21 protein-coding genes are annotated in these 24,067 nt (G+C 41.1%); 9 read left to right on the top strand and 12 right to left on the bottom strand.

Annotated features, from left to right (window positions below; all coding sequences use genetic code 11):
- Both gyrB and NLF92_RS07065 read left to right on the top strand, forming a co-directional pair.
- A complete protein-coding gene (gyrB, locus tag NLF92_RS07070) occupies nucleotides 1-2,427 on the top strand; it encodes a DNA topoisomerase (ATP-hydrolyzing) subunit B (protein WP_254100236.1) in 2,427 nt (808 codons plus the stop codon).
- A 101-nt stretch (nucleotides 2,428-2,528) separates the two neighbouring features.
- On the top strand, nucleotides 2,529-3,128 hold the full coding sequence (locus NLF92_RS07065; protein WP_254100336.1) for a glutathione S-transferase family protein: 600 nt from the start codon (nucleotides 2,529-2,531) through the stop codon (nucleotides 3,126-3,128).
- Here the strand turns inward: NLF92_RS07065 and NLF92_RS07060 are convergent.
- Together NLF92_RS07060 and NLF92_RS07055 are read right to left on the bottom strand one after the other, a co-directional pair.
- Nucleotides 3,115-3,741, bottom strand: coding sequence for a tRNA-uridine aminocarboxypropyltransferase (locus NLF92_RS07060; protein ID WP_254100234.1), 627 nt, complete (start codon nucleotides 3,739-3,741; stop codon nucleotides 3,115-3,117). The genes NLF92_RS07065 and NLF92_RS07060 overlap by 14 nt on opposite strands.
- 14 nt (nucleotides 3,742-3,755) lie before the next feature.
- A complete protein-coding gene (locus NLF92_RS07055) occupies nucleotides 3,756-4,415 on the bottom strand; it encodes a HEPN domain-containing protein (protein WP_254100232.1) in 660 nt (219 codons plus the stop codon).
- A gap of 402 nt (nucleotides 4,416-4,817) precedes the next feature.
- Here NLF92_RS07055 and NLF92_RS07050 point away from each other — a divergent pair, with 402 nt between their 5' ends.
- The 3 genes from NLF92_RS07050 to hrpB all read left to right on the top strand — a co-directional run bounded on the left by NLF92_RS07050 (nucleotide 4,818) and on the right by hrpB (nucleotide 10,316).
- Entirely contained in the window at nucleotides 4,818-4,997 is a 180-nt protein-coding gene (locus NLF92_RS07050) for a DUF6435 family protein (protein ID WP_254100230.1), read from the top strand.
- Between the two features lie 335 nt (nucleotides 4,998-5,332).
- The gene (locus tag NLF92_RS07045; RefSeq protein WP_254100228.1) at nucleotides 5,333-7,567 is read left to right on the top strand and encodes an NADP-dependent isocitrate dehydrogenase; all 2,235 of its coding nucleotides are present in this window, start codon (nucleotides 5,333-5,335) and stop codon (nucleotides 7,565-7,567) included.
- Between the two features lie 202 nt (nucleotides 7,568-7,769).
- Nucleotides 7,770-10,316, top strand: a complete 2,547-nt coding sequence (hrpB, locus tag NLF92_RS07040) for an ATP-dependent helicase HrpB (protein ID WP_254100226.1) — start codon at nucleotides 7,770-7,772, stop codon at nucleotides 10,314-10,316.
- 88 nt (nucleotides 10,317-10,404) lie between these two features.
- Here hrpB and NLF92_RS07035 read toward each other — a convergent pair whose 3' ends face one another.
- Nucleotides 10,405-11,442 (bottom strand): metal-dependent hydrolase, encoded by a 1,038-nt coding sequence (locus tag NLF92_RS07035; protein ID WP_254100224.1) that lies wholly within the window; start codon nucleotides 11,440-11,442, stop codon nucleotides 10,405-10,407.
- 312 nt (nucleotides 11,443-11,754) lie between these two features.
- Nucleotides 11,755-13,938, bottom strand: coding sequence for a prolyl oligopeptidase family serine peptidase (locus tag NLF92_RS07030; protein ID WP_254100222.1), 2,184 nt, complete (start codon nucleotides 13,936-13,938; stop codon nucleotides 11,755-11,757).
- Between the two features lie 182 nt (nucleotides 13,939-14,120).
- Between NLF92_RS07030 and NLF92_RS07025 the strand changes: the two genes are divergently transcribed.
- The gene (locus tag NLF92_RS07025; RefSeq protein WP_254100220.1) at nucleotides 14,121-15,614 is read left to right on the top strand and encodes an NAD-dependent succinate-semialdehyde dehydrogenase; all 1,494 of its coding nucleotides are present in this window, start codon (nucleotides 14,121-14,123) and stop codon (nucleotides 15,612-15,614) included.
- The gene (locus tag NLF92_RS07020) at nucleotides 15,614-16,120 is read left to right on the top strand and encodes a DUF3087 domain-containing protein (protein WP_254100218.1); all 507 of its coding nucleotides are present in this window, start codon (nucleotides 15,614-15,616) and stop codon (nucleotides 16,118-16,120) included. The genes NLF92_RS07025 and NLF92_RS07020 overlap by 1 nt, the downstream gene beginning before the upstream one ends.
- 80 nt (nucleotides 16,121-16,200) lie before the next feature.
- On the opposite strand, the gene ppnP is transcribed toward NLF92_RS07020, so the two are convergent.
- Nucleotides 16,201-16,479 (bottom strand): pyrimidine/purine nucleoside phosphorylase, encoded by a 279-nt coding sequence (ppnP, locus tag NLF92_RS07015; protein WP_254100216.1) that lies wholly within the window; start codon nucleotides 16,477-16,479, stop codon nucleotides 16,201-16,203.
- A gap of 155 nt (nucleotides 16,480-16,634) precedes the next feature.
- On the opposite strand from ppnP, the gene NLF92_RS07010 reads away from it, so the two are divergent.
- Entirely contained in the window at nucleotides 16,635-17,231 is a 597-nt protein-coding gene (locus NLF92_RS07010) for an IMPACT family protein (RefSeq protein WP_254100214.1), read from the top strand.
- An 84-nt stretch (nucleotides 17,232-17,315) separates the two neighbouring features.
- On the opposite strand, the gene NLF92_RS07005 is transcribed toward NLF92_RS07010, so the two are convergent.
- From NLF92_RS07005 to cyaY, 7 genes are all read right to left on the bottom strand, one after another.
- Complete coding sequence (locus NLF92_RS07005; protein ID WP_254100212.1) at nucleotides 17,316-17,777, bottom strand: YHS domain-containing (seleno)protein; 462 nt, start codon at nucleotides 17,775-17,777, stop codon at nucleotides 17,316-17,318.
- Between the two features lie 72 nt (nucleotides 17,778-17,849).
- Nucleotides 17,850-19,010 carry a heme biosynthesis HemY N-terminal domain-containing protein gene (locus NLF92_RS07000; protein WP_254100210.1) on the bottom strand — a complete coding sequence of 387 codons (1,161 nt, stop codon included), beginning with the start codon at nucleotides 19,008-19,010 and terminating at the stop codon, nucleotides 17,850-17,852.
- A 1-nt stretch (nucleotide 19,011) separates the two neighbouring features.
- Nucleotides 19,012-20,346: a uroporphyrinogen-III C-methyltransferase gene (locus tag NLF92_RS06995; RefSeq protein WP_254100208.1), complete on the bottom strand. Its 1,335-nt coding sequence runs from the start codon at nucleotides 20,344-20,346 to the stop codon at nucleotides 19,012-19,014.
- A gap of 11 nt (nucleotides 20,347-20,357) precedes the next feature.
- Nucleotides 20,358-21,113: a uroporphyrinogen-III synthase gene (locus tag NLF92_RS06990; RefSeq protein ID WP_254100206.1), complete on the bottom strand. Its 756-nt coding sequence runs from the start codon at nucleotides 21,111-21,113 to the stop codon at nucleotides 20,358-20,360.
- 115 nt (nucleotides 21,114-21,228) lie between these two features.
- Entirely contained in the window at nucleotides 21,229-22,254 is a 1,026-nt protein-coding gene (gene hemC, locus NLF92_RS06985; protein ID WP_254100204.1) for a hydroxymethylbilane synthase, read from the bottom strand.
- Nucleotides 22,255-22,257: 3 nt separating this feature from the next.
- Entirely contained in the window at nucleotides 22,258-22,929 is a 672-nt protein-coding gene (locus NLF92_RS06980) for an alpha/beta hydrolase (protein ID WP_254100202.1), read from the bottom strand.
- Nucleotides 22,922-23,263 carry an iron donor protein CyaY gene (gene cyaY, locus NLF92_RS06975; protein WP_254100200.1) on the bottom strand — a complete coding sequence of 114 codons (342 nt, stop codon included), beginning with the start codon at nucleotides 23,261-23,263 and terminating at the stop codon, nucleotides 22,922-22,924. Before cyaY ends, NLF92_RS06980 begins: the two co-directional genes overlap by 8 nt.
- A 96-nt stretch (nucleotides 23,264-23,359) precedes the next feature.
- Here cyaY and gmk point away from each other — a divergent pair, with 96 nt between their 5' ends.
- Nucleotides 23,360-24,025 (top strand): guanylate kinase, encoded by a 666-nt coding sequence (gmk, locus tag NLF92_RS06970; RefSeq protein WP_254100198.1) that lies wholly within the window; start codon nucleotides 23,360-23,362, stop codon nucleotides 24,023-24,025.
- Nucleotides 24,026-24,067: the final 42 nt, after the last annotated feature.

The raw sequence follows: 24,067 nt of genomic DNA, 5'->3' as shown, positions 1-24,067 counted from the left end.
ATGTCTGAAGAAAACAATTACGATTCTTCCAGTATTAAAGTATTAAAAGGTCTTGATGCCGTACGTAAGCGTCCTGGTATGTATATCGGTGATACCGATGATGGAACTGGACTTCATCATATGGTTTTTGAGGTCGTCGATAACTCTATTGATGAGGCTTTGGCAGGCCACTGTTCTGATATTAAAATTAAAATCCATACTGATAATTCTGTTTCGGTATCAGATGATGGTCGTGGTATTCCTACGGAAATTCACCCTGAAGAAGGTGTATCTGCAGCAGAAGTTATTATGACAGTACTGCATGCGGGTGGTAAGTTTGATGATAACTCGTACAAGGTTTCAGGGGGCTTGCACGGTGTAGGTGTTTCTGTAGTAAATGCATTATCCCATAAATTACGGTTACGTATTAAACGTGGAGGTAAATCTTATGAACAAGAATATATCCACGGTGAACCAGCTGCGCCATTAGGTCCAGTAGGTGATACTACTTCTACCGGAACAGAAATACGCTTTTGGCCAAGTGAAGAAACGTTCACAAATGTGCATTTCCACTATGACATTTTGGCGAAACGTCTACGCGAATTGTCGTTTTTGAACTCTGGTGTATCCATTATTCTCGAAGATGAAAGAGACGGAAAGCGAGATCATTTCAAATATGAGGGTGGTATCCAAGCGTTTGTTGAATATTTGAATCAAAATAAAACCCCAGTACATGCTAACCCTTTCCAGTTTAATGTAGAAAGAGAAGATGGCATTTCTGTTGAAGTTTCTATGCAATGGAACGATTCCTTCCAAGAAAATATTTTTTGTTTTACAAATAATATTCCACAACGTGATGGTGGTACGCATTTAGCGGGATTCCGTTCTGCATTAACACGTACATTAAATACCTTTATGGAAAAAGAAGGATTTAATAAAAAGAATAAAAATGCGACAAACGCCAGCGGTGATGATGCAAGGGAAGGACTCACCGCTGTTATCTCTGTGAAAGTTCCAGATCCTAAATTTTCTTCACAAACTAAAGATAAATTAGTATCCAGTGAAGTTAAATCAGCTGTTGAGTCTGCTATGGGCGAATCCTTAACAGAGTTTTTATTAGAAAACCCAGCTGATGCAAAAGTCATTGTAGGCAAAATTATTGATGCAGCACGGGCACGTGAAGCCGCACGTAAAGCAAGAGAAATGACACGCCGTAAAGGGGCGTTAGATCTAGCTGGGTTGCCTGGTAAATTAGCTGATTGCCAAGAAAAAGATCCGGCATTTTCTGAACTATATATAGTGGAGGGTGATTCTGCGGGTGGTTCAGCCAAGCAAGGTCGTAATCGTAAAAACCAAGCAATTTTGCCGTTAAAAGGGAAGATTCTAAACGTTGAAAAGGCACGTTTTGATAAGATGCTTTCCTCTCAGGAGGTAGCGACTTTAATTACGGCCTTAGGTTGTGGTATTGGCCGTGATGAATATGATCCAGAAAAACTAAGATATCACAGTATCATTATTATGACTGATGCTGACGTCGATGGTTCACACATCAGAACCTTATTATTAACGTTTTTCTATCGTCAAATGCCTGAAATTATTGAACGAGGTTATATTTATATTGCTCAACCACCTTTATACAAAATTAAAAAAGGTAAACAAGAACAATATTTGAAGGATGACGATGCATTGAATGCATATTTAACTTCGATAGCAGTTGATAATGCTGCCCTAATCACTTCCGAAGGTGCACCAGGAATAACTGGAGTAGCATTAGAGACATTGGTTAAGCAATACCAAACGGCTGAAAAAATGATTAAGCGCATGTCACGTATTATGCCAATCGATATTTTAAACAAGTTAGTATATAGCCAAGTATTAACAGCTTCTGATTTTACCAATAGCGCTCCATTAAAATCGTTTGCTGACACGTTGGTTGCCGTAATGTCTGAAGAAGAAACTGATGGTGCGACTTATTCAGCCGAAATCATAAAAGATGAAGAAATAAATAAGTACTATATTGCAATAATTATGCGGATGCATGGTATAGATTATACTTATAAGATCGATGAAGATTTTGTAGCGTCAAATGAGTATCTGAAAATTGCAGAGTTAAACCAAGCAATCAATGGCATGATGGGAGAAGGAGCTTATATTCAACGAGGTGAGAGAACTAAACCGGTTGAATCATTCCTACAAGCATTAACTTGGATCATGGCTGAAGCAAAACGTGGTCAGTATATTCAGCGTTATAAAGGTCTAGGCGAAATGAACCCAGGACAACTCTGGGAAACAACCATGGATCCAGACTCACGTCGTATGCTACAAGTGACAATTGATGACGCAGTTGGAGCAGATCAGTTGTTTACAACGTTAATGGGTGATCAGGTTGAACCTCGTCGAAACTTCATTGAGGCAAATGCCTTAAACGTTGAAAACTTAGATGTATAGGAGCAAATGAAGGGCTTAGTTACCCTTTGTTTGTCAGTGTTTTATGATGAAACCTCTAAGTGAAAACTTAGGGGTTTTTTGTATAAGGAATCATGAAAATGATCACAATATATGGCGACAAGCGTTCAGGTAATTGCTTTAAAATCCAATTGATCTGTGCGTTATTACAGATTGAACATCATTATATTGATATAGATTTATTAAAGGGTGATACCAAAAGTCCTGAGTTTTTAAACAAAGCACCAGTAGGTAAAATACCAATTATTGAATTAGAGGATGGGCGAGTCCTGTCAGAATCAAACGCAATTATTAATTTCTTGGCACGCGGTTCTGCATTGTACCCCGATGACAGCTTTGTCCAAGCCAAGATCCAACAATGGCAATTCTTTGAACAATACTCTCATGAGCCTTATATAGCGGTTGCGCGTTTTATTCAACATTACTTAGGATTACCTGAAGACCGTCGTAAACAATACGAAAGAAAACACCCTCCAGGTTATAAAGCTTTGGATATAATGGATAAGCAGTTAGCGAAAACTAACTATTTGGTTGGAGATGAATGCTCAACTGCTGATATTGCATTGTATGCTTACACACATGTCGCACATGAGGGTGGGTTTGACCTAACAAGATTTAGTCATATCAAACGTTGGTTAAAACAGATAGAAGATTTGCCAGGTTATGTTGCTATGAATTATTAGTGGATGAGAAAACTTTGTGAGCTTCCCAGCGGTCTTGTAAGGCGTTTAAAAGATTGTATAAAGGCGTAACGTTAACTTTATACAATTTATCTAACACATGCGCACAAGCTTCCAATGAAGAAAGACTATTTTTTCTATTGGCTTTGCGAATGCGGTATTGTGACTCTGGCAGTTCGGCAAACGTTATTTGTGGAATTTCGTGAAGCCAAGTTTGCGTCGACCAAATTTTGTGAGTTTTTGACCAGCTACCATCCAATATGACGACATTTTTGATGGTAGCAAGGTCGATAGCGCATTTAGCTTTAGTCTCTGATAATGAAGATTGCTCAATCAGGGCTTCCATACTCAATGCCGTGGAACTAGGATAAAGTACCAACGTATTATTTTTGTTCAGAGCCGATAGTGGTGTGAATGAACCATCTGTAATGTGCACAACAATATTACGCAAGCATAGCTTGAGTAAGCGGACTGTGTTTTTAGCGTGTTTAGATTCACTGGGGTCTTGTAAAACCACGATATTGACGGGGGTGGAAAAAGGTTCTACATAGTCACATAAACAGGTAGAAGATGGATATAGACACTTATGACAAACCACCCGTTTAGTTAAAGACATGTTTCGCACAACTTTTAATCTGGGACGATAGGGTAACAAGGGTCACCCCAGACTTCTTCAGGATTCTCCAATAAAATGTTAATAATAATGGGCACAAAATCATCTAAAAACTCGACGCAATCTTTAATCTGTTGTCGGTTAGTATGATAACCGAAAGAACATCCTCCGTGCACATATTGATTTCTCAATGTATACATCCGAGATAATATAATGCTCAGCATTACATCTGTTTGAGGATCGTCGTTTATGGCTTTTGTAATACGAGCTTGCTCGGAACGAAAAGCTTGGAGCCACTGTTCTTCGGTTTTTTGTTTATTTTGGTAATCCCAAAAAGGTTGAAAAACGAATTTATTGTTGAGTAGTTCAGTGATGATATGTTTATATTTATCCCAAACTAGATGATCTAAATCGTGCTGAACGTCTAATAGACACAGACGATTTATAAAACGAGTAAACGTTTTTCTTTCGGTGAGGTTATTCTGATCGATGTCGTTAGCATAAACTGCATTAAAAGCTATCCAAAGATATAAGAAACGAGTGTCGATATCTTCATTAGGTTTATGAGCGCGGTTCAACCAAGAGAGTGCACGGTGGATACGCAAATCTATATTATCGCATTCGTGAACACGTGAGCTTTGTTGTTTTGACTTAAGACTAAAGTAGTCTAAATCCATTATGGCACCAAAAAAAAGTAAAAGATAAAACCTATAAAAAGTTTCTTAAGTAAAAAGTTTATACTATAAACTTTAGATGGAATGGAAAATATTTTTCTTCTTAAAGGAATAATAAAAGTAAAACGTTTATTTACGATACAAAGAAAAAGAAAGTTTTGGTCCAGTAAAAAGGCGTTAATAAGTAAAACCTTTTTCACACATTTAAAGGTTTTGTTGGAGAAAACAGATTGTTTTTGTGAACAAAAAGTCGGTAAGGTAAGTAATAAAGGATGTACATACCCAAAAGTCTACACCTTAGTGCGAAAGTCAATTTAGCTTGCGGGGTAGTTAAAATGACAAGTGTTAGGATACAAAGTTATCCAGTAATAGAGCAAAGCAAGAACAATATCTTAAGGAAAAATTATGTTGAGTTGGTTCAAGTCAGATCCTACTAAGAAGCTACGCAAAAAATACGATGCTAAACTAGAAGAAGGTATGCAAGCCCAGCGCAGAGGTGATATTAAATCATATGCGATGATAACGGCAGAAGCAGAGAAAATTTGGGCCGAAATAGAAGCAATAGAAAAATCTAACAAAAAATAAACTACCTCCCTTTACTTACCTGAATATTGAACAATGGTCGAACCAATATGCATATTTAGCATTTATAGGCCGATTATTGTTCGTTATTGTGCATTTTTATGGTATAAAATGCCCCCAAAATAATTCTAATAAATAACACCATCTAGTGATTGAGCAAAGGAAAGCTGTAAAGAATAGAGAAAATATCTCGGTATTCTTTAAAAATATCTATTACCCCACACTCAAATTACAGAAACACTAGAAAATTAGGTACTGGATACAGTAGTACTTCAAGCATAGGTTTTAACGTTTAGTAGGAAACGTTAAAGCGGTAACCTAAATTAACAGGACAAACAATGACAACTGACACTGCAAAAATTATTTATACTATTACCGATGAGGCTCCAGCATTAGCGACTCATTCTTTATTACCTATTATTCAAGCATTTTCGAAATCTTCAGGGATCTCTGTAGAGACTCGCGATATTTCTCTTGCTGGCCGTATTATTGCAAACTTTCCTGAGTTTCTTACTGAAGAACAACGCATTGGTGATGCGCTAGCGGAACTAGGTGATTTAGCTAAAACTCCTGAAGCCAATATTATAAAATTACCTAATATCAGTGCATCTGTACCTCAATTACAAGCTGCAATTAAAGAGTTACAAGCCAAAGGATATGCACTTCCAGAATATCCAGAAGATCCACAAAATGCGGCAGAAGAAAAGATTAAAGCGACTTATGCCAAAGTACTTGGTTCTGCAGTAAACCCTGTTTTACGTGAAGGGAACTCGGACCGTCGTGCACCTGGCTCAGTGAAGCAATACGCACGCAACAATCCACATTCAATGGGTGAGTGGTCAAAAGATTCTCTATCTCACGTAGCAAGCATGGAATCAGGTGATTTTTATGCTTCAGAAAAATCCACTACAGTTCAAGGCGCCCAAGACGTACGTATTGAGTTTGTAGGAACTGACGGTTCCACAAAAGTTTTAAAAGAAAAAGTAGCATTACTTGATAAAGAAATTATTGATACTTCAGTAATGAGCAAATCAGCATTAGTCACTTTTTTCGAAAAAGAAATTGCAGCAGCTAAAGACGAAAACGTTTTATTATCATTGCACATGAAAGCAACGATGATGAAAGTATCTGACCCAGTTATTTTTGGTCATGCGGTGCAAGTATTCTATAAAGATGTATTTGCTAAACACGCAGCAACCTTTGCTGAAATAGGTGTGGATGTGAACAATGGTCTAGGCGATGTCTATGCCAAGATAACTAAGTTACCTGCAGACCAAAAAGCCGAAATTGAAGCAGATATTGCAGCGGTTTATGCGACACGTCCTGATATGGCAATGGTTGATTCTGACCGTGGTATTACGAATTTACACGTACCAAGCGACATTATTATTGATGCATCTATGCCAGCCGCTTTACGTGCATCTGGTCAAATGTGGGGACCGGATGGTCGTCAAAAAGATACTAAGTTTATGATCCCAGATCGCTGCTATGCGGGTGTGTTCCAATCAGTTATTGATTTCTGTAAAGAAAATGGCGCGTTTGACCCACGTACTATGGGCTCTGTACCAAATGTTGGTCTTATGGCACAAAAAGCCGAAGAATATGGTTCACACGATAAAACATTTATCCTGGCTGAAGCCGGTACGGTAAGAGTCATTAATACTAATGATGAAGTACTACTAGAGCAAACTGTTGGTGAAGGTGATATTTTCCGTATGTGTCAAGCCAAAGACGCTCCGATCCAAGATTGGGTGAAATTAGCCGTTAACCGTTCACGTTTATCGAATACACCAGCGGTATTCTGGTTAGATGAAAACCGTGGCCATGATGCAGAAATGATTAAAAAGGTAAACACTTACCTAGCTGATCATGATACGACAGGTTTAGATATTCAAATTATGAGCCCGGTAGCTGCAACACAGCACACACTCGCTCGTTGTGCTCAAGGTCTTGATACGATTTCTGTAACGGGTAACGTCTTACGTGACTATTTAACTGATTTGTTCCCAATTTTAGAATTAGGCACTTCAGCGAAGATGTTATCAATTGTGCCTCTAATGAACGGTGGTGGCTTATTTGAAACGGGTGCAGGTGGTTCAGCTCCGAAGCACGTTCAACAGTTTGAAAAAGAAAACCATTTACGTTGGGATTCGTTAGGTGAGTTTTTAGCACTAGCGGCTTCTTTTGAGCACTTAGCAGAAACCACAAATAATCCGAAAGCAAAAGTGTTGGCGGATACTTTAGATCAGGCAACAGCAAAGTTCTTGGAAGAAAACAAATCTCCATCACGTAAAGTAAATGAGCTAGATAACCGTGGTTCACATTTCTACCTTGCAATGTATTGGGCAGAAGCGTTAGCGGCTCAATCAACTGATGCTGATTTACAAGCTGAGTTCTCAAGTGTTGCTACCGCTATGCAAAATAACGAAGCAACAATTGTTGGTGAGTTAAACGGTGCACAAGGTGTGGCAATGGATATCAACGGTTATTATTTTGCCGATGCTGCATTAGCTGCAAAAGCCTTACGTCCAAGTGCGACTTTAAATAGTATTGTAAACGGCTTATTAAACTAATTTAATAAGTCATGCGTTATGTAGAGTAAACAGTGTGATTGTCTGTCGTACCACATAACGCAAAAAATACAATACAAAAACTATAACGCACTAAATTAAAAACCCGCTGAATTATCTAGGTTAAAGATATTTGCGGGTTTTTTTGTGACTAGATAAGATGAGTCATGTTATTTAGTTGCCTTTATATCAATTTGGAAAGTTCTTGTCTTCATTAACCCCAACGCCTGAGCCAGTACATTTACCGATCACTGCTCATTTATCTAATCTTATCTCGACACTGGGGAAGTATAGGCGTTGTGTATTATCAGCTGAGCCTGGCGCTGGCAAATCCACAGCAGTCCCTTTAGCTTTGCTTACTGATCCTCTTTTTGCTGGACAACAAATCATTTTGTTAGAACCAAGACGTGTCGCTGTGAAGGCGTTGGCAAGTTATTTAGCACAGTCGTTAGGAGAAAAAGTAGGGGCTACGGTCGGTTATCAGATCCGCAATGACCAACAGGTATCAACACAGACTCGGTTGTTGATAGTGACAGAGGGAATATTAACGCAACGCTTGCAGCATGATCCTGAATTAACGGGAGTGGGTTGTATTATTTTCGACGAATTTCATGAACGCAGTGTCCCGGCTGATCTAGGATTAATGTTGAGCTATGAAGTACAGCAAAGTTTACGAGAGTCTTTGTGCTTGTTAGTCATGTCAGCCTCGATGAACACACTAGATGTGGCAGAGTACTTGGGGGAGGCACCGGTTATTTCAGCACAAGGGCGTACTTTTCCTGTCACAACTTTTTACCGACCGGTTAGTGAACAACCTCAGCGAAATAGCCATTTGTCCAAATTAGCTCAGTATGAACGAGCCTTACCTCAACATATTGGGCTGTTATTGTTAGAGATTGTTAAAACGTCTGATCATCAAGGTGATATTTTGGTCTTTTTACCCGGTCTAGCTAGCATAAAACACTGTCTCAAATGGTGTCGTGAGCACGTCGCTAATGTTCAAATATTTTCTTTGTATGGCGGTTTGGCTCTAGATAAACAAACGGCAATTTTACAGCGTCGATCACCTAACCCAGCCGTTATTTTTGCTACGAATATTGCTGAAACTAGCTTAACCTTGCCGAATGTGACGGTTGTGATTGATTCAGGGCTAGAAAAGCGCAGTGAGTTTGACGTTAAATCAGGTCTTACTAAGCTGTCTACACACTATATTAGTGAAGCCTCTGCGATCCAAAGGCAGGGTCGAGCAGGGCGGGTTCAAGCCGGTTACTGTTACCGTTTGTGGCCGACCAACAAAACCTTAGCACCCTATCCTCCATTACCCATTGCGACTTCTGATTTGTCGTCAGTAGTATTGGAGTGTATGGCATGGGGAATGCAGGACACCAGCACAATACCTTGGTTAGATGCACCACCTCCTGCACATATTGCTCAAGCACAAACGACACTTTCCGATCTTGGTTTATTAGATAATAAAGGGCTGACAAGCTTAGGCAAACAAGCTGAGTCATTGGGTATCGAACCACGGTTTGCGACAATGTTATTACAAGCTCAGAATCCGAGTGAAAAAAGTGCTGCACTGGCTTTGTGTGCGCTACTAAGTGAAAAAGATATTTTACTCAATGACCGCTCTGTAGATATTATACCTCGAGTTCATATTTTGTTTTCTGTGTTAAAGAGTGAGTTAGCACCAACTTCCATTGTTAATCAAGTGGCTTTATCCAGTGTTGTGAATTTGTTTAAGTCATTAGCACGGCGTGTCAGTTTACCGCTGCAAGAGGTGGTGTTGCCTGCCCAAGATACACTTTTTAAAATGGCTTTGTTGGGTTTTCCAGATCGTTTAGCGAAGGGCAAGGGGCATAGCTATACATTGTCCAATGGCCGTGGAGTGGTGTTGCATGAGCTTGATGCGTTAAGTGGTATGGAGTGGTGTGTCGTCTTAGATTGTGATGGACAAAATCAAGGCGGTGCGATTTATTCTGCAGTGGCAGGCTCCACAACAGCAGTGCTTGCAAACATTGCCACCCAAGAAGAACGAGTTTATCAGCTAGAAAAGTCGACCGATAAAGTCAAAGCGATGATACAGCAACGCTATAGGCATTTACTCATATCTGAGTCGCCGTTGGGCGATTGGTCTGGAACTGACGTTTCTGAAGTATTGGTGAGTTTGGTCCAGAATCATGGTTTACAGGTACTCAATTTTACAGAAGGGTGTCAAAAGTGGTGTGCGCGCGTATGTTGGTTACATCAGTATTGTCCAACAGAGGTCCCATTAATTGATGAGGCGTTTTTGTTGCAGCATATCTCAGACTGGTTTCTGCCGTATGTAGCGGGTAAGTCATTGGCTCAGGCAAGAAAAATACCTTTATTACCTTTGTTAGAAGCGATATTAGACTATAGCCAACAGCAATATTTAACCAAACACGCACCCAAACAGTACCAAGCCCCAGATGGTAAAATGTTTGACATAAGATATCTATACGATGAGCCACCGACGGTTGCGCTGCAATTACAATCTGTGTTTGGGGAGTTGGCATCTCCTTTGCTCGCACAAGGTCAGGTGCCATTAAGGTTTGAGCTGTTATCACCGGCACAACGACCGATCCAGGTGACCGCTGATTTGGCTGGATTTTGGGGCAGTAGTTATTTCGCTGTCGCCAAAGAAATGCGGGGGCGCTATCCTAAACATCGCTGGCCAGAAGAACCATTATTAGAAAAAGCAGGGCGTTCTATCAAGGGCAAAAAGAGCTGAACTGAGAGATTTAATACATCTGGATGTACTTTCAATATGTTGGTACTACCCTTTGATAAGAACAGTTCAGAGTTGGGCTAACCATTTTCTAGCAAGATACCTGTGGTACCAGGGCAACCTGTGGCTCCCAAATTCTTTTCCAAATATCTGTTAGAGCTGATAAATCTGGCCGTTCTGTAATTTTGGAGTAAGGACCTGCTATTATCTTTTGCTTCCCTTCTGGTCCTATTTGGAATTGGCCTACCACAAAGTTAAAAGCATAAGCACATTCGACGCCCATCCTCAGATCAGAAAATACGATATCTTGGTCGATTGCCCGTACTTTGTATAAGCCTTTAGTAAACCATTGTAGACGTTGGATATGCCATGTATCTGGCAGCGCAGTGAGTAAGTTCGGTTGTGTCAGGTAGGGGGATAAACTGATTTCAGTCGGTTCGTCAAATACTGAAGCATAAACTTCATAGTATTGAGTATCTTGAATAATAACAGCACGCCATAATAGTGTATTGAGCGCAGCCGGTGAACTGATATAGTGTTGGGCAGTGATTCCTTTGAGAGTCATTGCTTGTTCAATTTTTTGATCAATCAATGCCTTCCCTACGAATGACCATAGGATGTAGATAGAACTTATCACTAGGCCGCTCACATTCATATTTTGTTTGGTTTGTTCAGATAGCCGCTTACTGGAGGCAAATCCAAGGCCTATTAATAAAGGAATGGTATATAAGGGATCAATGATAAATAAATTATTAAAGGAGAAAGGATACTCAGTGATAGGCCACAACAGCTGTGTGCCATATACCGTACAGGTGTCCAAGAGGGCGTGTGAACTTAATGTCAAATAAATCATGACACACCAGCGCCCAAAGCTGGCACTTGTGACTGGATGAATTTTCTGGGCCAGCCACGCAATAAAAGGTGTGATAAGGAGTTGCACGAACAACGAATGACTAAAACCACGATGATAGGTAAAGTTTTCGATTTCACCACCATATGGGATCAATACATCCAGATCAGGTAAGGTGCCTAGTGCAGCTCCCCAAAGAATAGCTTTGCGTCCATGTTGCTTGCCTAGTACAGCATACCCAACAGCACCACCTAGAGCGATTTGGGTTAAAGAATCCATATCTACCTTTATTAGCTCAATAAAATCATCAACATTAAAGCATACGTACTTTAAAAAGATATAGTGCATTTTAATATGCAACGTATCCTATTATTAGCGAGCTCATTGTTTACAACTATACCAATACTGCTAGAACCGTTACCTTTAGTGATGGGCAGCAAGTGAATGCCACCGGGAAAGGGATGTTTGTGGTGCAAACGAGCAGATAAATCGTTTTTCATTAAAAAGCCCCATTTGGGGCCTTTTGTATGAGTCCATTACTCAGTTAATATACATTTATAGCTACAGCAAAGTGTGTGCTGTAGCTATGGTTTATTTTGGTGTAATTTCAGCTAATGAACGAATCCCCATATTCCATAACGTAAACCCATAAATATCCCCATATTGCTCAATCGTTTTACTTACCGGTGTACCAGCTCCGTGACCGGCATCTTCTTCGATACGGATAAGTGTTGGATTAGTACCTTGTTGAGCAGCTTGTAATGTTGCAGCAAACTTAAATGAATGAGCTGGCACAACACGGTCATCGTGATCGGCTGTGGTGACCATCGTTGCCGGATATGCCATCGGTGCAACATTATGTACAGGCGAATATCCTTTTAGATACTCAAACATGGCTTTGCTTTGTTCCGAAGTACCATAGTCATATGCCCAACCAGCACCTGCAGTAAAGGTATGGTAACGAAGCATATCCAATACTCCAACAGCAGGTAAGGCAACAGCTGCTAGTTCAGGGCGTTGCGTCATTACTGCACCCACTAGTAACCCGCCATTAGAACCACCACTTAAGGCTAAATAATCACTGCTAGTGTAGTTTTTCTCAAATAAAAACTCTGCTGCAGCAATAAAATCATCAAATACATTTTGTTTTTGCATTTGTGTACCAGCATCATGCCAAGCTTTACCATATTCACCACCGCCGCGAATATTGGGTACGGCATAAATCCCACCCAATGCTAACCAGGCGGCACGCACTGAGCTATAACGTGGCATTAGACTGACATTAAACCCGCCATACCCGTATAAGATAGTTGGGTTTTTGCCATCCAAAATAGTGTCCTTGTGATATGTGATTATCATTGGCACACGCGTTCCATCTTTCGAGGTATAAAACACTTGCTGAGAAACATAATCTGCACTGTTAAAGGCGGTATCAGGTTGACTAAATATCTCTGTTTGCCCAGTAGCTAAATCTAAGGAGTAGATTGTTGTTGGTGTAGTGTAGTTGGCAAAAGTAAAATACGTTTTGGTATCGTCTTTTTTGGCACTGTAGATACCGGCATTGCCGACACCTGGAAGTGCTATGGTGCGGATTTGTTTACCCGTTAAATCATATTGGTAGATTTTTGATATAGCGTCTACCATGTATTCAGCAAAAATAAAATCACCCGCAACTGCTGGACTTAATACATGCTCTGTTTCTGGAATCACATCTATCCAATTATCAACAGTTGGATTGTCTGCTGATACCTTTATAACTCGTGTATTAGGTGCATCGACATCGGTCACCAGATAAATTTCGTTGCCTTGAGATGTCAGCATATAAACATCCCCTTGAACATTATCTTTTACTGTTTTTAGAGGGCTGTCAGGCTGAGTCAGATCTTTTAGGAAGGCTTTATTTCCTGATGTAGAAACAGCAGCGCTGATCAATAAAAATCGGTTATCTTCACTGACTTGAGCTCCGACATAACGATGCTTTTGGGCTTCGGTATGACCAAATATTTTGGTATCACTCGATTGTGGTGTACCGATCTTATGGTAATAGAGTTTATGTTGGTCAGTTTTTTCACTGAGTTCTGAACCATCCGGTTTGTCGTAGCTAGAGTAGTAAAACCCTTCATTTTTGAACCATGATAAACCTGAGAACTTTACGTCTTGTAAAGGCTCGCCGATAAACTCTTTGGTTATCGCATTCATGATGTAGACTTGCCGCCAGTCACTACCTCCAGTGGATGTTTGATAGGCAACTAAAGAACCATCATCAGAAAACGCGACAGTGGCTAGTGAAATCGTACCATCTTCAGAGAACGAATTCGGGTCGATAAAAACTTCTGGCTCGCTTCCATCTTTTTGACGAAATAAAACCGATTGGTTTTGTAAGCCATCATTTTTATAAAAGTAGGTATACTCACCTTCTTTAAATGGTGCAGATACTCTTTCGTAATTGATGAGTGTTTTGACAATGTCGCCAATTTCTCCTTTATAGGGAATTTGCGCTAAATAGTTTTGTGTAGCAGTATTTTGTGCTTTAACCCAATTTTCTGTTTCAGGGCTGCGATCATCTTCTAGCCAACGGTAGGGATCAGGGACTTCCTGGCCAAAATAAACATCAACTACGTCGCTTTTTCTTGTTTCTGGGTAAGTCACTGTGATTTCCTGAATGGTGGATGGGGTATCGGGACTCTCTGTTGGGTGAGTCTGGTTAGGCTGACACGCAATTAAAGCGGCTAGTAGTCCAAGTGACACACTCGTTTTTAAAAATTGTCTCTGCATTATTATTATTCCTATAGCATTTTTTTTCTGTCATTCAACGTGCCTACTTTAGAGAAATTTATATCCAGTGACAAGTCTGTGATTCTGCTCATGTTTTAGGCCTAAAAATTAAGAATTGGGTATGAATTAGTTGTCATTAATTATAAGCTTGCATTAAGTCTAGATGAACAATGCACGCAGCCATGAAACTTCAGGATCCTTCCCTTTTAAAAACCCAATGTTACATTGCAGGACAGTGGCAAGATACACAAAATCACACTGCAACACCTAAGGTCTTTGCAGTGACTAACCCTGCGACTGGTGAGGTCTTGGCACAAGTTACTAATGGGACGCATTGTGATGCCGAACAAGCGGTTTTGGCTGCAGATGCGGCATTACGCGATTGGCGTGGACTCACAGCAAAAGAGCGTGCAGGGTATTTGCAAAAATGGTTTGCTTTGATTATGGAGAATCAAACTGACTTAGCTTTGTTAATGACATCAGAGCAGGGTAAACCCATCGCAGAGGCAGAAGCTGAGATCGCTTATGCGGCTTCTTTTATTGAATGGTTTGCGGAAGAAGCCAAACGTATCTATGGTGATATTATACCTACTAATCATGATAATAAGCGCTTACTTACTATAAAGCAGCCGGTGGGTGTGGTTACAGCGATAACACCATGGAACTTTCCTAGTGCCATGCTAACGCGAAAAGTGGGCCCTGCACTGGCCGCAGGGTGTACCATTGTGATCAAACCTGCTGCGGAAACGCCATTATCTGCGCTAGCTTTGGTTGCTTTAGCCCAACGCGCCGGGATCCCCGCAGGTGTTATTAATGTGATTGTTGGAGAGGATTCTGCTGGGATTGGTGAAGTGTTAGCAACACATCCCAAAGTGCGGAAAATTACATTTACCGGTTCTACCCGTGTCGGCAAGATTTTGTTGGGCCTAGCAGCACAATCTGTAAAACGAGTATCTATGGAATTAGGTGGCAATGCTCCGGTGTTAGTCTTTGCGGATGCCGATATTGAGCAAGCCGTAACAGGTGTCATTGCATCGAAATATCGCAACGCAGGGCAAACCTGTATTTGTATTAATCGCGTATTGGTCCATGAAGATATCAAAGAGCAGTTTACTCAATGTTTGCTTGAACGAGTTAAATCTTTACTCGTTGGCTTAGGCACAGAAGTAAGTGTGACTATCGGGCCTTTGATCACACAACAAGCTGTTACCAGAGTTCACGCACTGGTGACAGATGCATTAGCAAATGGAGCAGTAGCTTTGTTGGGAGGTCAGGCAATGACTGCTGATAAACTAATAGGGCAGGGGCTGAAGCAACAGCAGTTTTACCCGCCGACGATTTTGGATAATGTGCAGCCTGACACGGCCTTGGTCAATGAAGAAATTTTTGGTCCAGTTCTCCCGCTAATGACCTTTGCTACTAACCAAGAAGCAATAAGCATAGCCAATGCAACAGAATATGGTTTAGCCGCTTATATTTACACTTCAGATAATAGCAACGCCTGGCGTGTCAGTGAAGCGCTCGAATACGGTATGGTTGGAGTCAACGAGGTCGGCATTACTTCAGAAGTGATTCCATTTGGTGGGATCAAAGAGTCAGGTTTAGGGCGAGAAGGGTCCAAATATGGTATCGATGAATACCTAGAAACCAAATATATTTGCATGGGATTAGATTAATGCAGTTACTAGAGATAGATAAAAAACGTTACCGCAAACATTTAAATATTGTCATTGGGCTGTGTATTGTCGCCTTGGTTGTGGGTAGTTTAGGCATAGCACAAATACTGATCGCCATTTATCCAAGCGCTGAGGGAACGCATTTTCATTGGAATTTATTCGGTGTAATAGTCACAGTCATAGCGATAGGAGTAGTGTTAAAACAATATAAAGCCCATCCTTTTATGACCGAAGTCGTCTATGTTTGGGAACTGAAAAAGGTGCTCAACGTGATCACCCGTAAAATGCAAAAAATCCAATCTGAGGCTGAACAAGGGAATGTGCAAGCACTCTTAGCACTGCAATTTAGTTACTCTGGCTCGCGTCAATTGTGGACGTTAGATGACAATACTATTTTAATGGATGAATTAGCAGTGGAACAAGCTAAGCTAAATGCTCTGCTTGAAAAATTCTCACTACAATTAGATTTAACAAAATTTGATAAAATCGATTTACAAGATTTTTAATTTTGCGTTATGAACAATCATTTTAATCAAAATAAATGCTTTGGTGTAGAAAGCCCACCATAAGTGGGCAGAAAGAAAGCTTAGCTGTAATAGCAAAGATATGCAGTAGGCGTTGCTACTTTTACGTTAAATTCGACATTGGCATCGACGTTGAATTCAGTCCCTGCAGGGAAAGATAGCCATTCTTGAGTATTTGGCAGCTGTACAACAAGCTCGCCATGCACGACCACCATACGTTCTTTTTGACTGGTACCGAACGTATATTCTCCAACTGACATGACTCCTGAACTTACATGTCCTGCTTCGGTATCAAAACCGATAGACACGACATTTTCATCAAAGTATTTATTAATATTCATCTGGTGTTTCCTAAAAAATAAAATGCTAATACGATAGTAAAGGGATGTTATCCTAGTTCTTGGTTTTGATGGTCTGATCACTCATGGCTAAAGGTTTTTTCCAATATTTGAGTGGTATTCAGTCTGCTATTTTCTCTTGGTAAGTGAAACAATTAATGTCTTATTTAACGTTAACAACACCTAATGCAATCCATTATGAGATCAAAAAAAGTAGTTTCAATACTGCTGTTTATCCGGTTAATTCTCGTGCAGATGCGTTAGGTGCGGTAGATTTAGAAAAACAAAAATATCCCGATGCGCGTCACCATTGTTGGGCATATGTTCTCGGTAATCCAGCAGCGCCAACCAATCAAGGTTACAACGACGATGGTGAACCTTCAGGCACGGCCGGTAAACCAATACTAAATATCATTAACCATAGTGAATTTGGTAATGTAGTAGTCATCGTTAGTCGCTATTTTGGTGGCATAAAATTAGGTGCCGGTGGTTTAGTACGCGCTTATTCTCAAGCTACCAAGGAGGTGTTAAAAGATGCCCAAGGTATTCCTTTTATACCCACTCAAAAATTCACTTTGTCATGTAGGTTTGAACAAGAATCGTGGTTGCGCGCACAAGCCCTAAGCCATGGCGTTAACTTAACTGATTTTAGTTACGCTGAACAAGTGATATGCCAAGCGGAAGTCCCTGAGATAGAGAGCAATAAATTTTTTACCCTGTGTAAAAACCAACAGATAGTACTTACACAGGATTAAACAGCAATGTTAACCTTCATTTATTGCGGGCAACCCCAGAAGCATTTACGTTGTTTCTGAGATGTACTTCAACACAACACTCATTTAAAAGTCGAATTCCGCGTCATACGCTTTATTTGCGTCAGCAATAAACCCATCACGGTCTTCTTGCCAGTCTTTTTGGACACTTTTGCTATAGTTCAGGTAGAGTTTGCCTTGGTAGATTTCAAAAGCTTCTTCATCTATTCCCACAAAGCGTCCACGTGACATTGCGTATGCACAATGACCACCGTATTGAGGAGCATATTCTAGTGGATTAGCATCAAACAAGACTTTGTGTTCAGTGGAGGAAAAATACCAAGTTGCACCGCGCCATTCACTCGTAATTCGCTCATTCCCTTCAACAGCTTGATTTTGAGTGAAATAGGCTACGGTATCGTAGCCATATATCGCTTTGTTGTTAAAGGTCCCGGTTTCTATTGGGTCAGCGGCATAACTCGCGGCACTAAACGCCAGGCTAGTTGTTAGTAAAAATATACTCGTCAATAAAGAGGTCAATGCTTTCATGTCTTACGTCCTATGTTGGTTAGTATTAGATAGGACACGCTGGCATTGGTAAAACTTTCAACAAATAAAAAATTATCCCGCATTTAATCCTTGTTTGTACAAAGCGAGGGCTTCTTCTGGGTTCTCTTGGCCAGCTTTGATTTCAGCGAGTAATAAAATATCGTCTTGCTGTTTACCGTAATCAAGTGCAGACTTCACTGCTTTTTCAGCCAAAATGACATCACCAGAATGGAAAGCAACATGCGCTAACGTAGAGTATAAAAGTACGTTTTCGCGGTCCTTTTTAAGCCATTTTTCTAATACTTTAATCGAGGGTAAAGGCTTATCTAGAACCAGCTGTTTAAATAGTGGTAATAATTCGGTATGAGGACCAGATTTTTGGGCTGCAATTAGCTGATTTTGAGCTTCTTCATGCATATTCTGAGCTAATAATTGCTCTATGAAAGCTTTTTGTTCAGCGATATTTTTCTTTTGCCCACGTGATAATTTTTGCCATTCAGACATGAGCTCGTTGGCTCCGTCTTTTTGTGCTATTTCAGCAAAGTCAGCTTGTGCAGCTAGACTTAACCAGTACTCATAACGATCGCCTAGTGCTTTTTTCCAACTATCTAACTTGGTATGTAATTCGTGCCATTGTTCCGAAGCAGCAAGTGCACCTGCCCATACTTCAATAACATTTGGCTTTTGCTTTTGTTTGGCACTGAGAGTGTCAATGATGCTTAATGCTTCAGCGCCACGGCCTTGGCTTATCTCATGACGAGCCATGCTCAGTTTAGCCGCTAAGCTACTACCTGGGATCTCACTCGCTTGTTGCCAATAGCCTAAGGCTTGTGTTTCGTTGCCTAACTTGGCTTCGACATCCGCTGCTGCTAACAGGTTTAAGCCTTCAAAATTAGCAGAGGAAACTTTCGTTAAAGCCTTGCGGGCCACTAACAAGTCGCCTTCTGCAAGTGCATGCATCCCGATATTGAATTGTTTTTGACGACGACGTTCGCCCCAGCTACCTAGCCAATGTTTGGAACCGGTTACTACGGCAAGGGTTCTCTTGATAACCCATTCAATGATTAAAAAACCAACCACAGCAAAAAATAACATGATCCCTAAACTGATCACGCTCATCTCGATCGTGGTGTTTTTTAAAGCGATAAGCACATAGCCTTTTTCGCCAACAAGATTTGGTCCAGCGATCAGTCCAATGATCAGGAACGCGAGTAATAAAATAACTCTGATCATGTTATTGGCCTCCGGCAAATAAGGTTTGAATTCGCTGATCGATAACCTCTGCTAGAGGTTGTTGTGAATCAAGCTGTGCAGGAATCACTTTTTTGGTATCAGTAGAGATAAGGTCTTGAATACTTTGCATGTATGCTTCAACACCTTGGTTTTCTAAGTCATAATGCGTAACCACGGTGTCCAAACCCATCTGTAGTGATTGGACAAATAACGCATTTTCATTTTGTAAAATCGCGTTTTGGGCATTCAACAAAGCAAATTTTAGTTCTTCACGCGCCAACCATTGTTGTTTAGTTGACATAAATGGCTGTACTTGAGCACTGCGTTTTTCCACAGAAACAAAATCTTTAACAATAGCATCCCAGCTAGCTTTTAGGTTGGCTTGCCAGTTACTGATGTCTGAACTCACATTGCTTTGTTGTGCTTCTTGGACTGGATCAGGTAATTTTAAGGTATCTAAAGGTAGTGTATTAACCTGTGCGATTAGGGCAGAAATAGTCAACGCAATCGATGTACTAGCAACATCATTTACTTGCTGTAAGGTTTGAATATCTTTGGCAATAAGAGCGCGTACAGGGAGTAAAGATGGATCGGCTAAGTCAGCAATACGGACATCAGCAGACTTCAGCAGCATGATGGCTGATTTCACATCTTCTTCTAAATAGAGTTTTTTGCCAGCTAATTTGACTAGATAGTCAGCTTCAGCTAACAACCAATCCGAAGGACGGCGACCAGCTACGTCAGCAATGCGCTTAGATAAACCTTCTCCGGTTAATTGATTTAACTGCACTTGCTGAGCCAGTGCACTGAATTGGGATGCTGACGTTTGATCTGCCTGGGCTAGCGCTACTAATTCAGCGTTTTGTTCTCCCAATACATTTTGCGCTTGGCTTAATGCTGCTTCAATTTGTGATAAGTTATTTTGTAATTGTGAATACTGATTTTCTAAATTTTGTACTTTCGGATCTATTCGCTCGGCCTGGAGGTAATTCATCCAATACCAATAACCTCCAGCAAGGATGGCAATTAGGATAAAAAAGTTAATCACAGTGAAAAACCAGATGCCTTTATGGCCATGTTTTTTGATGACTTCGACTTCAATCTCGGCAGGCTCTTGACGATTAACCGAAGACGTTTTAGCTTTGCTTTGAGTCACTTTGCTGTTATCTGATTCGGTTTTTGCCGTCGTATTTGGACGAGTTGAATCTAAGTTACTTGAGTCTGACGAAATAGCGTCATCCGCTGCAATGGTTTTGACAACTTTAGCTTCACCATCAATAGGTGCTTCGCTTTTTGGTTTCTTGTCTTCTGCGGGTCCTTGTGCATTGGTTGTCATGCATTACTCCATTAAATAGATTGTACTTTTTCAATCAGTGCTGCATCGCTAGCACCATTTGCGATATAAATTTTTGTGATACCTAACTGCTTGGCTGCCAGTGCAGTTCGCTCACTTACTACTACCCATTGTAGACTAATTAGCCATGCTTTGGGAAAAACCTTGAACGCCTGTTGTAGTTGTTCGCTACTGGTTGTTACCATCGTTTTAATATCGGCCATTACCCAAGAATGTGTAGCCTCTGGTACTGGTAAATTTTCTCTCGAGTAAACGGCACATTCAATGACGTTAGCCCCTCTTTCTAGTAACGTTTCATGCAGTGTGGAACGGCCATTGAGGCCTTTAACAATCACAATATTTTCAGGGTTTTCGCTGCATAATCTTGCTTTTTGTAAAGGAGCTAAAGCGAGTAAACCTTCACTGGTGAAATGCCGGACATCGGGCAACATAATTTGATGATTATTACACCAAAAAGGGTGTTGGTTTGTCCATTGGGCGATAGTCTCAAATGTGCTTGGCCCTACTGCATATAAATACGTTTGACTGGGCAATTCAGGAATAAAGGGTAAACTCAAACACGCTGCGCGTTGGGAGGTAAAAATAATATGTTTTGCTTGGCCAATATTCGCACTTTGGACAATATATCCGATATCATCCGCGGGTAGCAAAGTTTGCAAGGCAACGCCTACTGCAGTAAGGCCAGCATGACTAAACGCCTGTTGGCTGGCTTTAATTTTATGGGTGGGACGTAATATTACAATACTCACAAAAACACCGTCATAAAAATCTCTCTGCTGGCACAATCTCAGCGTGATTGTCTCATACTGGTATCACACATAGCTCAGTAAATGTTGGTTTGTATCAGTTTATAATGGTGGGTACTTAGCTAATTTCGACTTGGGCTAAGATATCACCTGCACCTTGTTCTAGTAAATCATCAGCGATCTGTTCACCTAACTTTTGTGCTACTTGATATGCATCTGCCAAGCATTTTTGCGCAAAAGTATTTACAGGGTCGGGTAAATTTGTCACGTCTAGGTCTAATGTCACACTCGCTGAGGCTTTGAGTACCTTTGAACCATCGACCTTGGCGACTAAGCCTGCCAGTGATAATACATTGCCGGATAAGGTTGCAAACGAACCAATAGGGACCTGACAACCACCTTGTAGTTTTGCATTCATGGCGCGTTCTGCAAGTACCCTAATACTGGTAATGGGGCAGACTAAAGATTGTAATAAGGCAATGAGTTCAGGGTTATCGTTACGACATTCAATCCCAACTGCACCTTGACCTACAGCAGGTAAAGAAACAGCTTCAGGTAACGTACTTTTGATACGCTCCGGCATTTCCAAACGCAAGAGGCCTGCGCAGGCTAGAATAATAGCATCGTATTCACCCGCATCCAGTTTAGCGAGGCGTGTATTCACGTTACCGCGCAGATCTTTAATCACTATGTCTGGACGCACAGCTCTTAATTGGGCTTGTCTACGAAGTGAGCTAGTACCTACTATGGCACCTTCTGGCAATTCGTCAAATGCGTCGTAAGTATTTGAAACAAAAGCATCAAAAGGGTTCTCACGAGGGCAAATAGCATGCAAACCAAACCCTTCGGGGAACTCGACCGGTACATCTTTCATCGAATGAACGGCGATATCCGCTCGGCCTTCTTGCATGGCAACTTCCAGTTCCTTAATAAACAAACCTTTGCCACCTACTTTAGCCAAAGGGGTGTCCAAAATTCGATCGCCTTTGGTACTCATTGGGACTAGGTTGACGGTCAAGTCTGGGTGATGTTTTAGTAACTCAGCTTGCACATAATAAGCCTGCCAAAGAGCCAGATTACTTTTTCTAGTGGCAATATTGACGGTTGTGATAGTGTTTTTTTGTGGGTGGCTTGTTGCAGTCATGGATTAATCGCCTAGCCTTGTTTGTAGCCAATTACTGATGTCATTAACCTCTTCAGGACAGACATTGTGTTGCATGGGGTATTCTTTCCAAGTGGCGTTGTAACCTAGCGCTGCGACTTGTTGATAAGCAGCTTTACCCATTGTGACAGGTACTACATCATCGTGTGTCCCGTGAGCTGCAAAAATAGGCACTATACGAGAAAGCTCACTCATCTGTGCAGCCAATGTTTCACCGTCTGCCATATAAGTTGATAAGGTCATAATACCAGCTAAAGCTTTGCCGTAGCGACAGCCTAGGTAGTAACTAATAACCCCCCCTTGAGAAAAACCTGCAAGCACGATTTTATGCGGTGGGATACCCGCTGCAATTTCTGCTTCAATGAGTGCTTCGACTTGTGCGGCAGATTCTTTTACACCGTCCAAGTCAGCGCGAGAACCGAAATCCATGCTTTTTATGTCATACCAAGCGCGCATTGCCATGCCATTATTTATGGTGACTGGACGCACGGGGGCATGTGGGAAGATAAACTTGATACCGAGTGCATCTGGGATATTCAATGCTGGCACAATAGGTGCGAAACCATTACCAGAATCGCCTAAACCGTGTAACCAAATAACAGTCGCTTGGTGGGAGCCTTTAGCGTCAACCACTACGCTAGGTAGTAACTCAGCCATGTAACTGCAGACCTAGTGCAACTGGCTGTTCGGCTTGTTTTGAGATCGCGGCGTCTAAAAATGCCAAGAACTCACCAGCGCCACGTTCATCAATCCACTGCCCATTTTCATAATTAAAATGATGGCCATTGTACTTAGTCGCAACCCACAACTGATGTAATGGTTCTTGTTTATTCAAGATGATTCGAGTGCCGTTTTCAAAAATCAGTGTAAGGATCCCCTCAGCGCTTTCAAAGTCGATATCGACCTCACAAACATCAAGTGCCTCTTCAATGGCAAGTAACGCTTCATCGACCAAAGCGTGGTATTGGGTATCGGTAAGTTGTGATTGCATAAAAACCTCAATAAGAAAGAATTGTGACGCCACTTTTAATGACGATATGCTAACATTGTCAACCAGTGCAATCCAATGTTAGTTAGGTCTTTTTGAATGTCTCTAGAGCAAAATCAAGATAAAGTAGAAACTTCACAGCGTAGCGGTAATTTATTTGTTGTATCAGCACCGTCTGGGGCGGGCAAATCCTCGTTGATAAAAGCGCTATTAGCGGAACATTCTTCAGCAGAAGCACCTTTGCAAGTAGCGGTTTCTCATACGACGCGCAACCCACGTCCAGGTGAGGAAAATGGGCAACATTATCATTTTGTATCGCACGAAACTTTTGTCGATATGATTGCTGCAAACGGTTTCTATGAACATGCAAAAGTGTTCGATAATTATTATGGCACCTCACGCCAAGCGATTGAAAATACCTTGGAGCAGGGTATAGATGTCTTTTTGGATATTGATTGGCAAGGTGCTCGTCAGGTAAAAGAACAGTATCCAGCAGCCCACACTGTGTTTATTTTACCGCCGAGTATTGCGGAGTTGGAGCGTCGCTTACAAGGTCGTGGACAAGATAGTGCAGAAGTTATTGCGAAACGAATGAGCGAAGCCAAAAGTGAAATGTCGCACGTGCACGAATTTGACTATGTTTTGATTAATGATGATTTTTCGCGCACGTTAACTGATTTTTATAGTATTGTATTGGACAAGCGTTTGACGCAAACTGCGCAAAGTACGACATATGCTAATTTAATTGCAGAACTTTTAGTGTAATGTATACCAATACCTGTTGGTTTGATGTACAATCTGCGCCCT

Source organism: Opacimonas viscosa (genome assembly GCF_024199005.1).
Taxonomy (GTDB): domain Bacteria; phylum Pseudomonadota; class Gammaproteobacteria; order Enterobacterales; family Alteromonadaceae; genus Opacimonas; species Opacimonas viscosa.
This window is presented reverse-complemented; position numbering and strand designations above follow the sequence as displayed.

Bases quoted from the DNA above. Each gene is read 5' to 3' on its own strand.
- NLF92_RS07035 (WP_254100224.1), bottom strand. From the start codon at position 11,442: ATGGATTCTTTAACCCAAATCGCTCTAGGTGGTGCTGTTGGGTATGCT.
- gmk (WP_254100198.1), top strand. From the start codon at position 23,360: ATGTCTCTAGAGCAAAATCAAGATAAAGTAGAAACTTCACAGCGTAGC.
- ppnP (WP_254100216.1), bottom strand. From the start codon at position 16,479: ATGAATATTAATAAATACTTTGATGAAAATGTCGTGTCTATCGGTTTT.
- NLF92_RS07010 (WP_254100214.1), top strand. From the start codon at position 16,635: ATGTCTTATTTAACGTTAACAACACCTAATGCAATCCATTATGAGATC.
- NLF92_RS07000 (WP_254100210.1), bottom strand. From the start codon at position 19,010: ATGATCAGAGTTATTTTATTACTCGCGTTCCTGATCATTGGACTGATC.
- NLF92_RS06980 (WP_254100202.1), bottom strand. From the start codon at position 22,929: ATGGCTGAGTTACTACCTAGCGTAGTGGTTGACGCTAAAGGCTCCCAC.
- NLF92_RS07060 (WP_254100234.1), bottom strand. From the start codon at position 3,741: ATGTCTTTAACTAAACGGGTGGTTTGTCATAAGTGTCTATATCCATCT.
- NLF92_RS07005 (WP_254100212.1), bottom strand. From the start codon at position 17,777: ATGAAAGCATTGACCTCTTTATTGACGAGTATATTTTTACTAACAACT.
- NLF92_RS06995 (WP_254100208.1), bottom strand. From the start codon at position 20,346: ATGACAACCAATGCACAAGGACCCGCAGAAGACAAGAAACCAAAAAGC.
- NLF92_RS07020 (WP_254100218.1), top strand. From the start codon at position 15,614: ATGCAGTTACTAGAGATAGATAAAAAACGTTACCGCAAACATTTAAAT.
- NLF92_RS07050 (WP_254100230.1), top strand. From the start codon at position 4,818: ATGTTGAGTTGGTTCAAGTCAGATCCTACTAAGAAGCTACGCAAAAAA.
- NLF92_RS07055 (WP_254100232.1), bottom strand. From the start codon at position 4,415: ATGGATTTAGACTACTTTAGTCTTAAGTCAAAACAACAAAGCTCACGT.
- gyrB (WP_254100236.1), top strand. From the start codon at position 1: ATGTCTGAAGAAAACAATTACGATTCTTCCAGTATTAAAGTATTAAAA.
- hemC (WP_254100204.1), bottom strand. From the start codon at position 22,254: ATGACTGCAACAAGCCACCCACAAAAAAACACTATCACAACCGTCAAT.
- cyaY (WP_254100200.1), bottom strand. From the start codon at position 23,263: ATGCAATCACAACTTACCGATACCCAATACCACGCTTTGGTCGATGAA.
- NLF92_RS07045 (WP_254100228.1), top strand. From the start codon at position 5,333: ATGACAACTGACACTGCAAAAATTATTTATACTATTACCGATGAGGCT.
- NLF92_RS07030 (WP_254100222.1), bottom strand. From the start codon at position 13,938: ATGCAGAGACAATTTTTAAAAACGAGTGTGTCACTTGGACTACTAGCC.
- NLF92_RS07025 (WP_254100220.1), top strand. From the start codon at position 14,121: ATGAAACTTCAGGATCCTTCCCTTTTAAAAACCCAATGTTACATTGCA.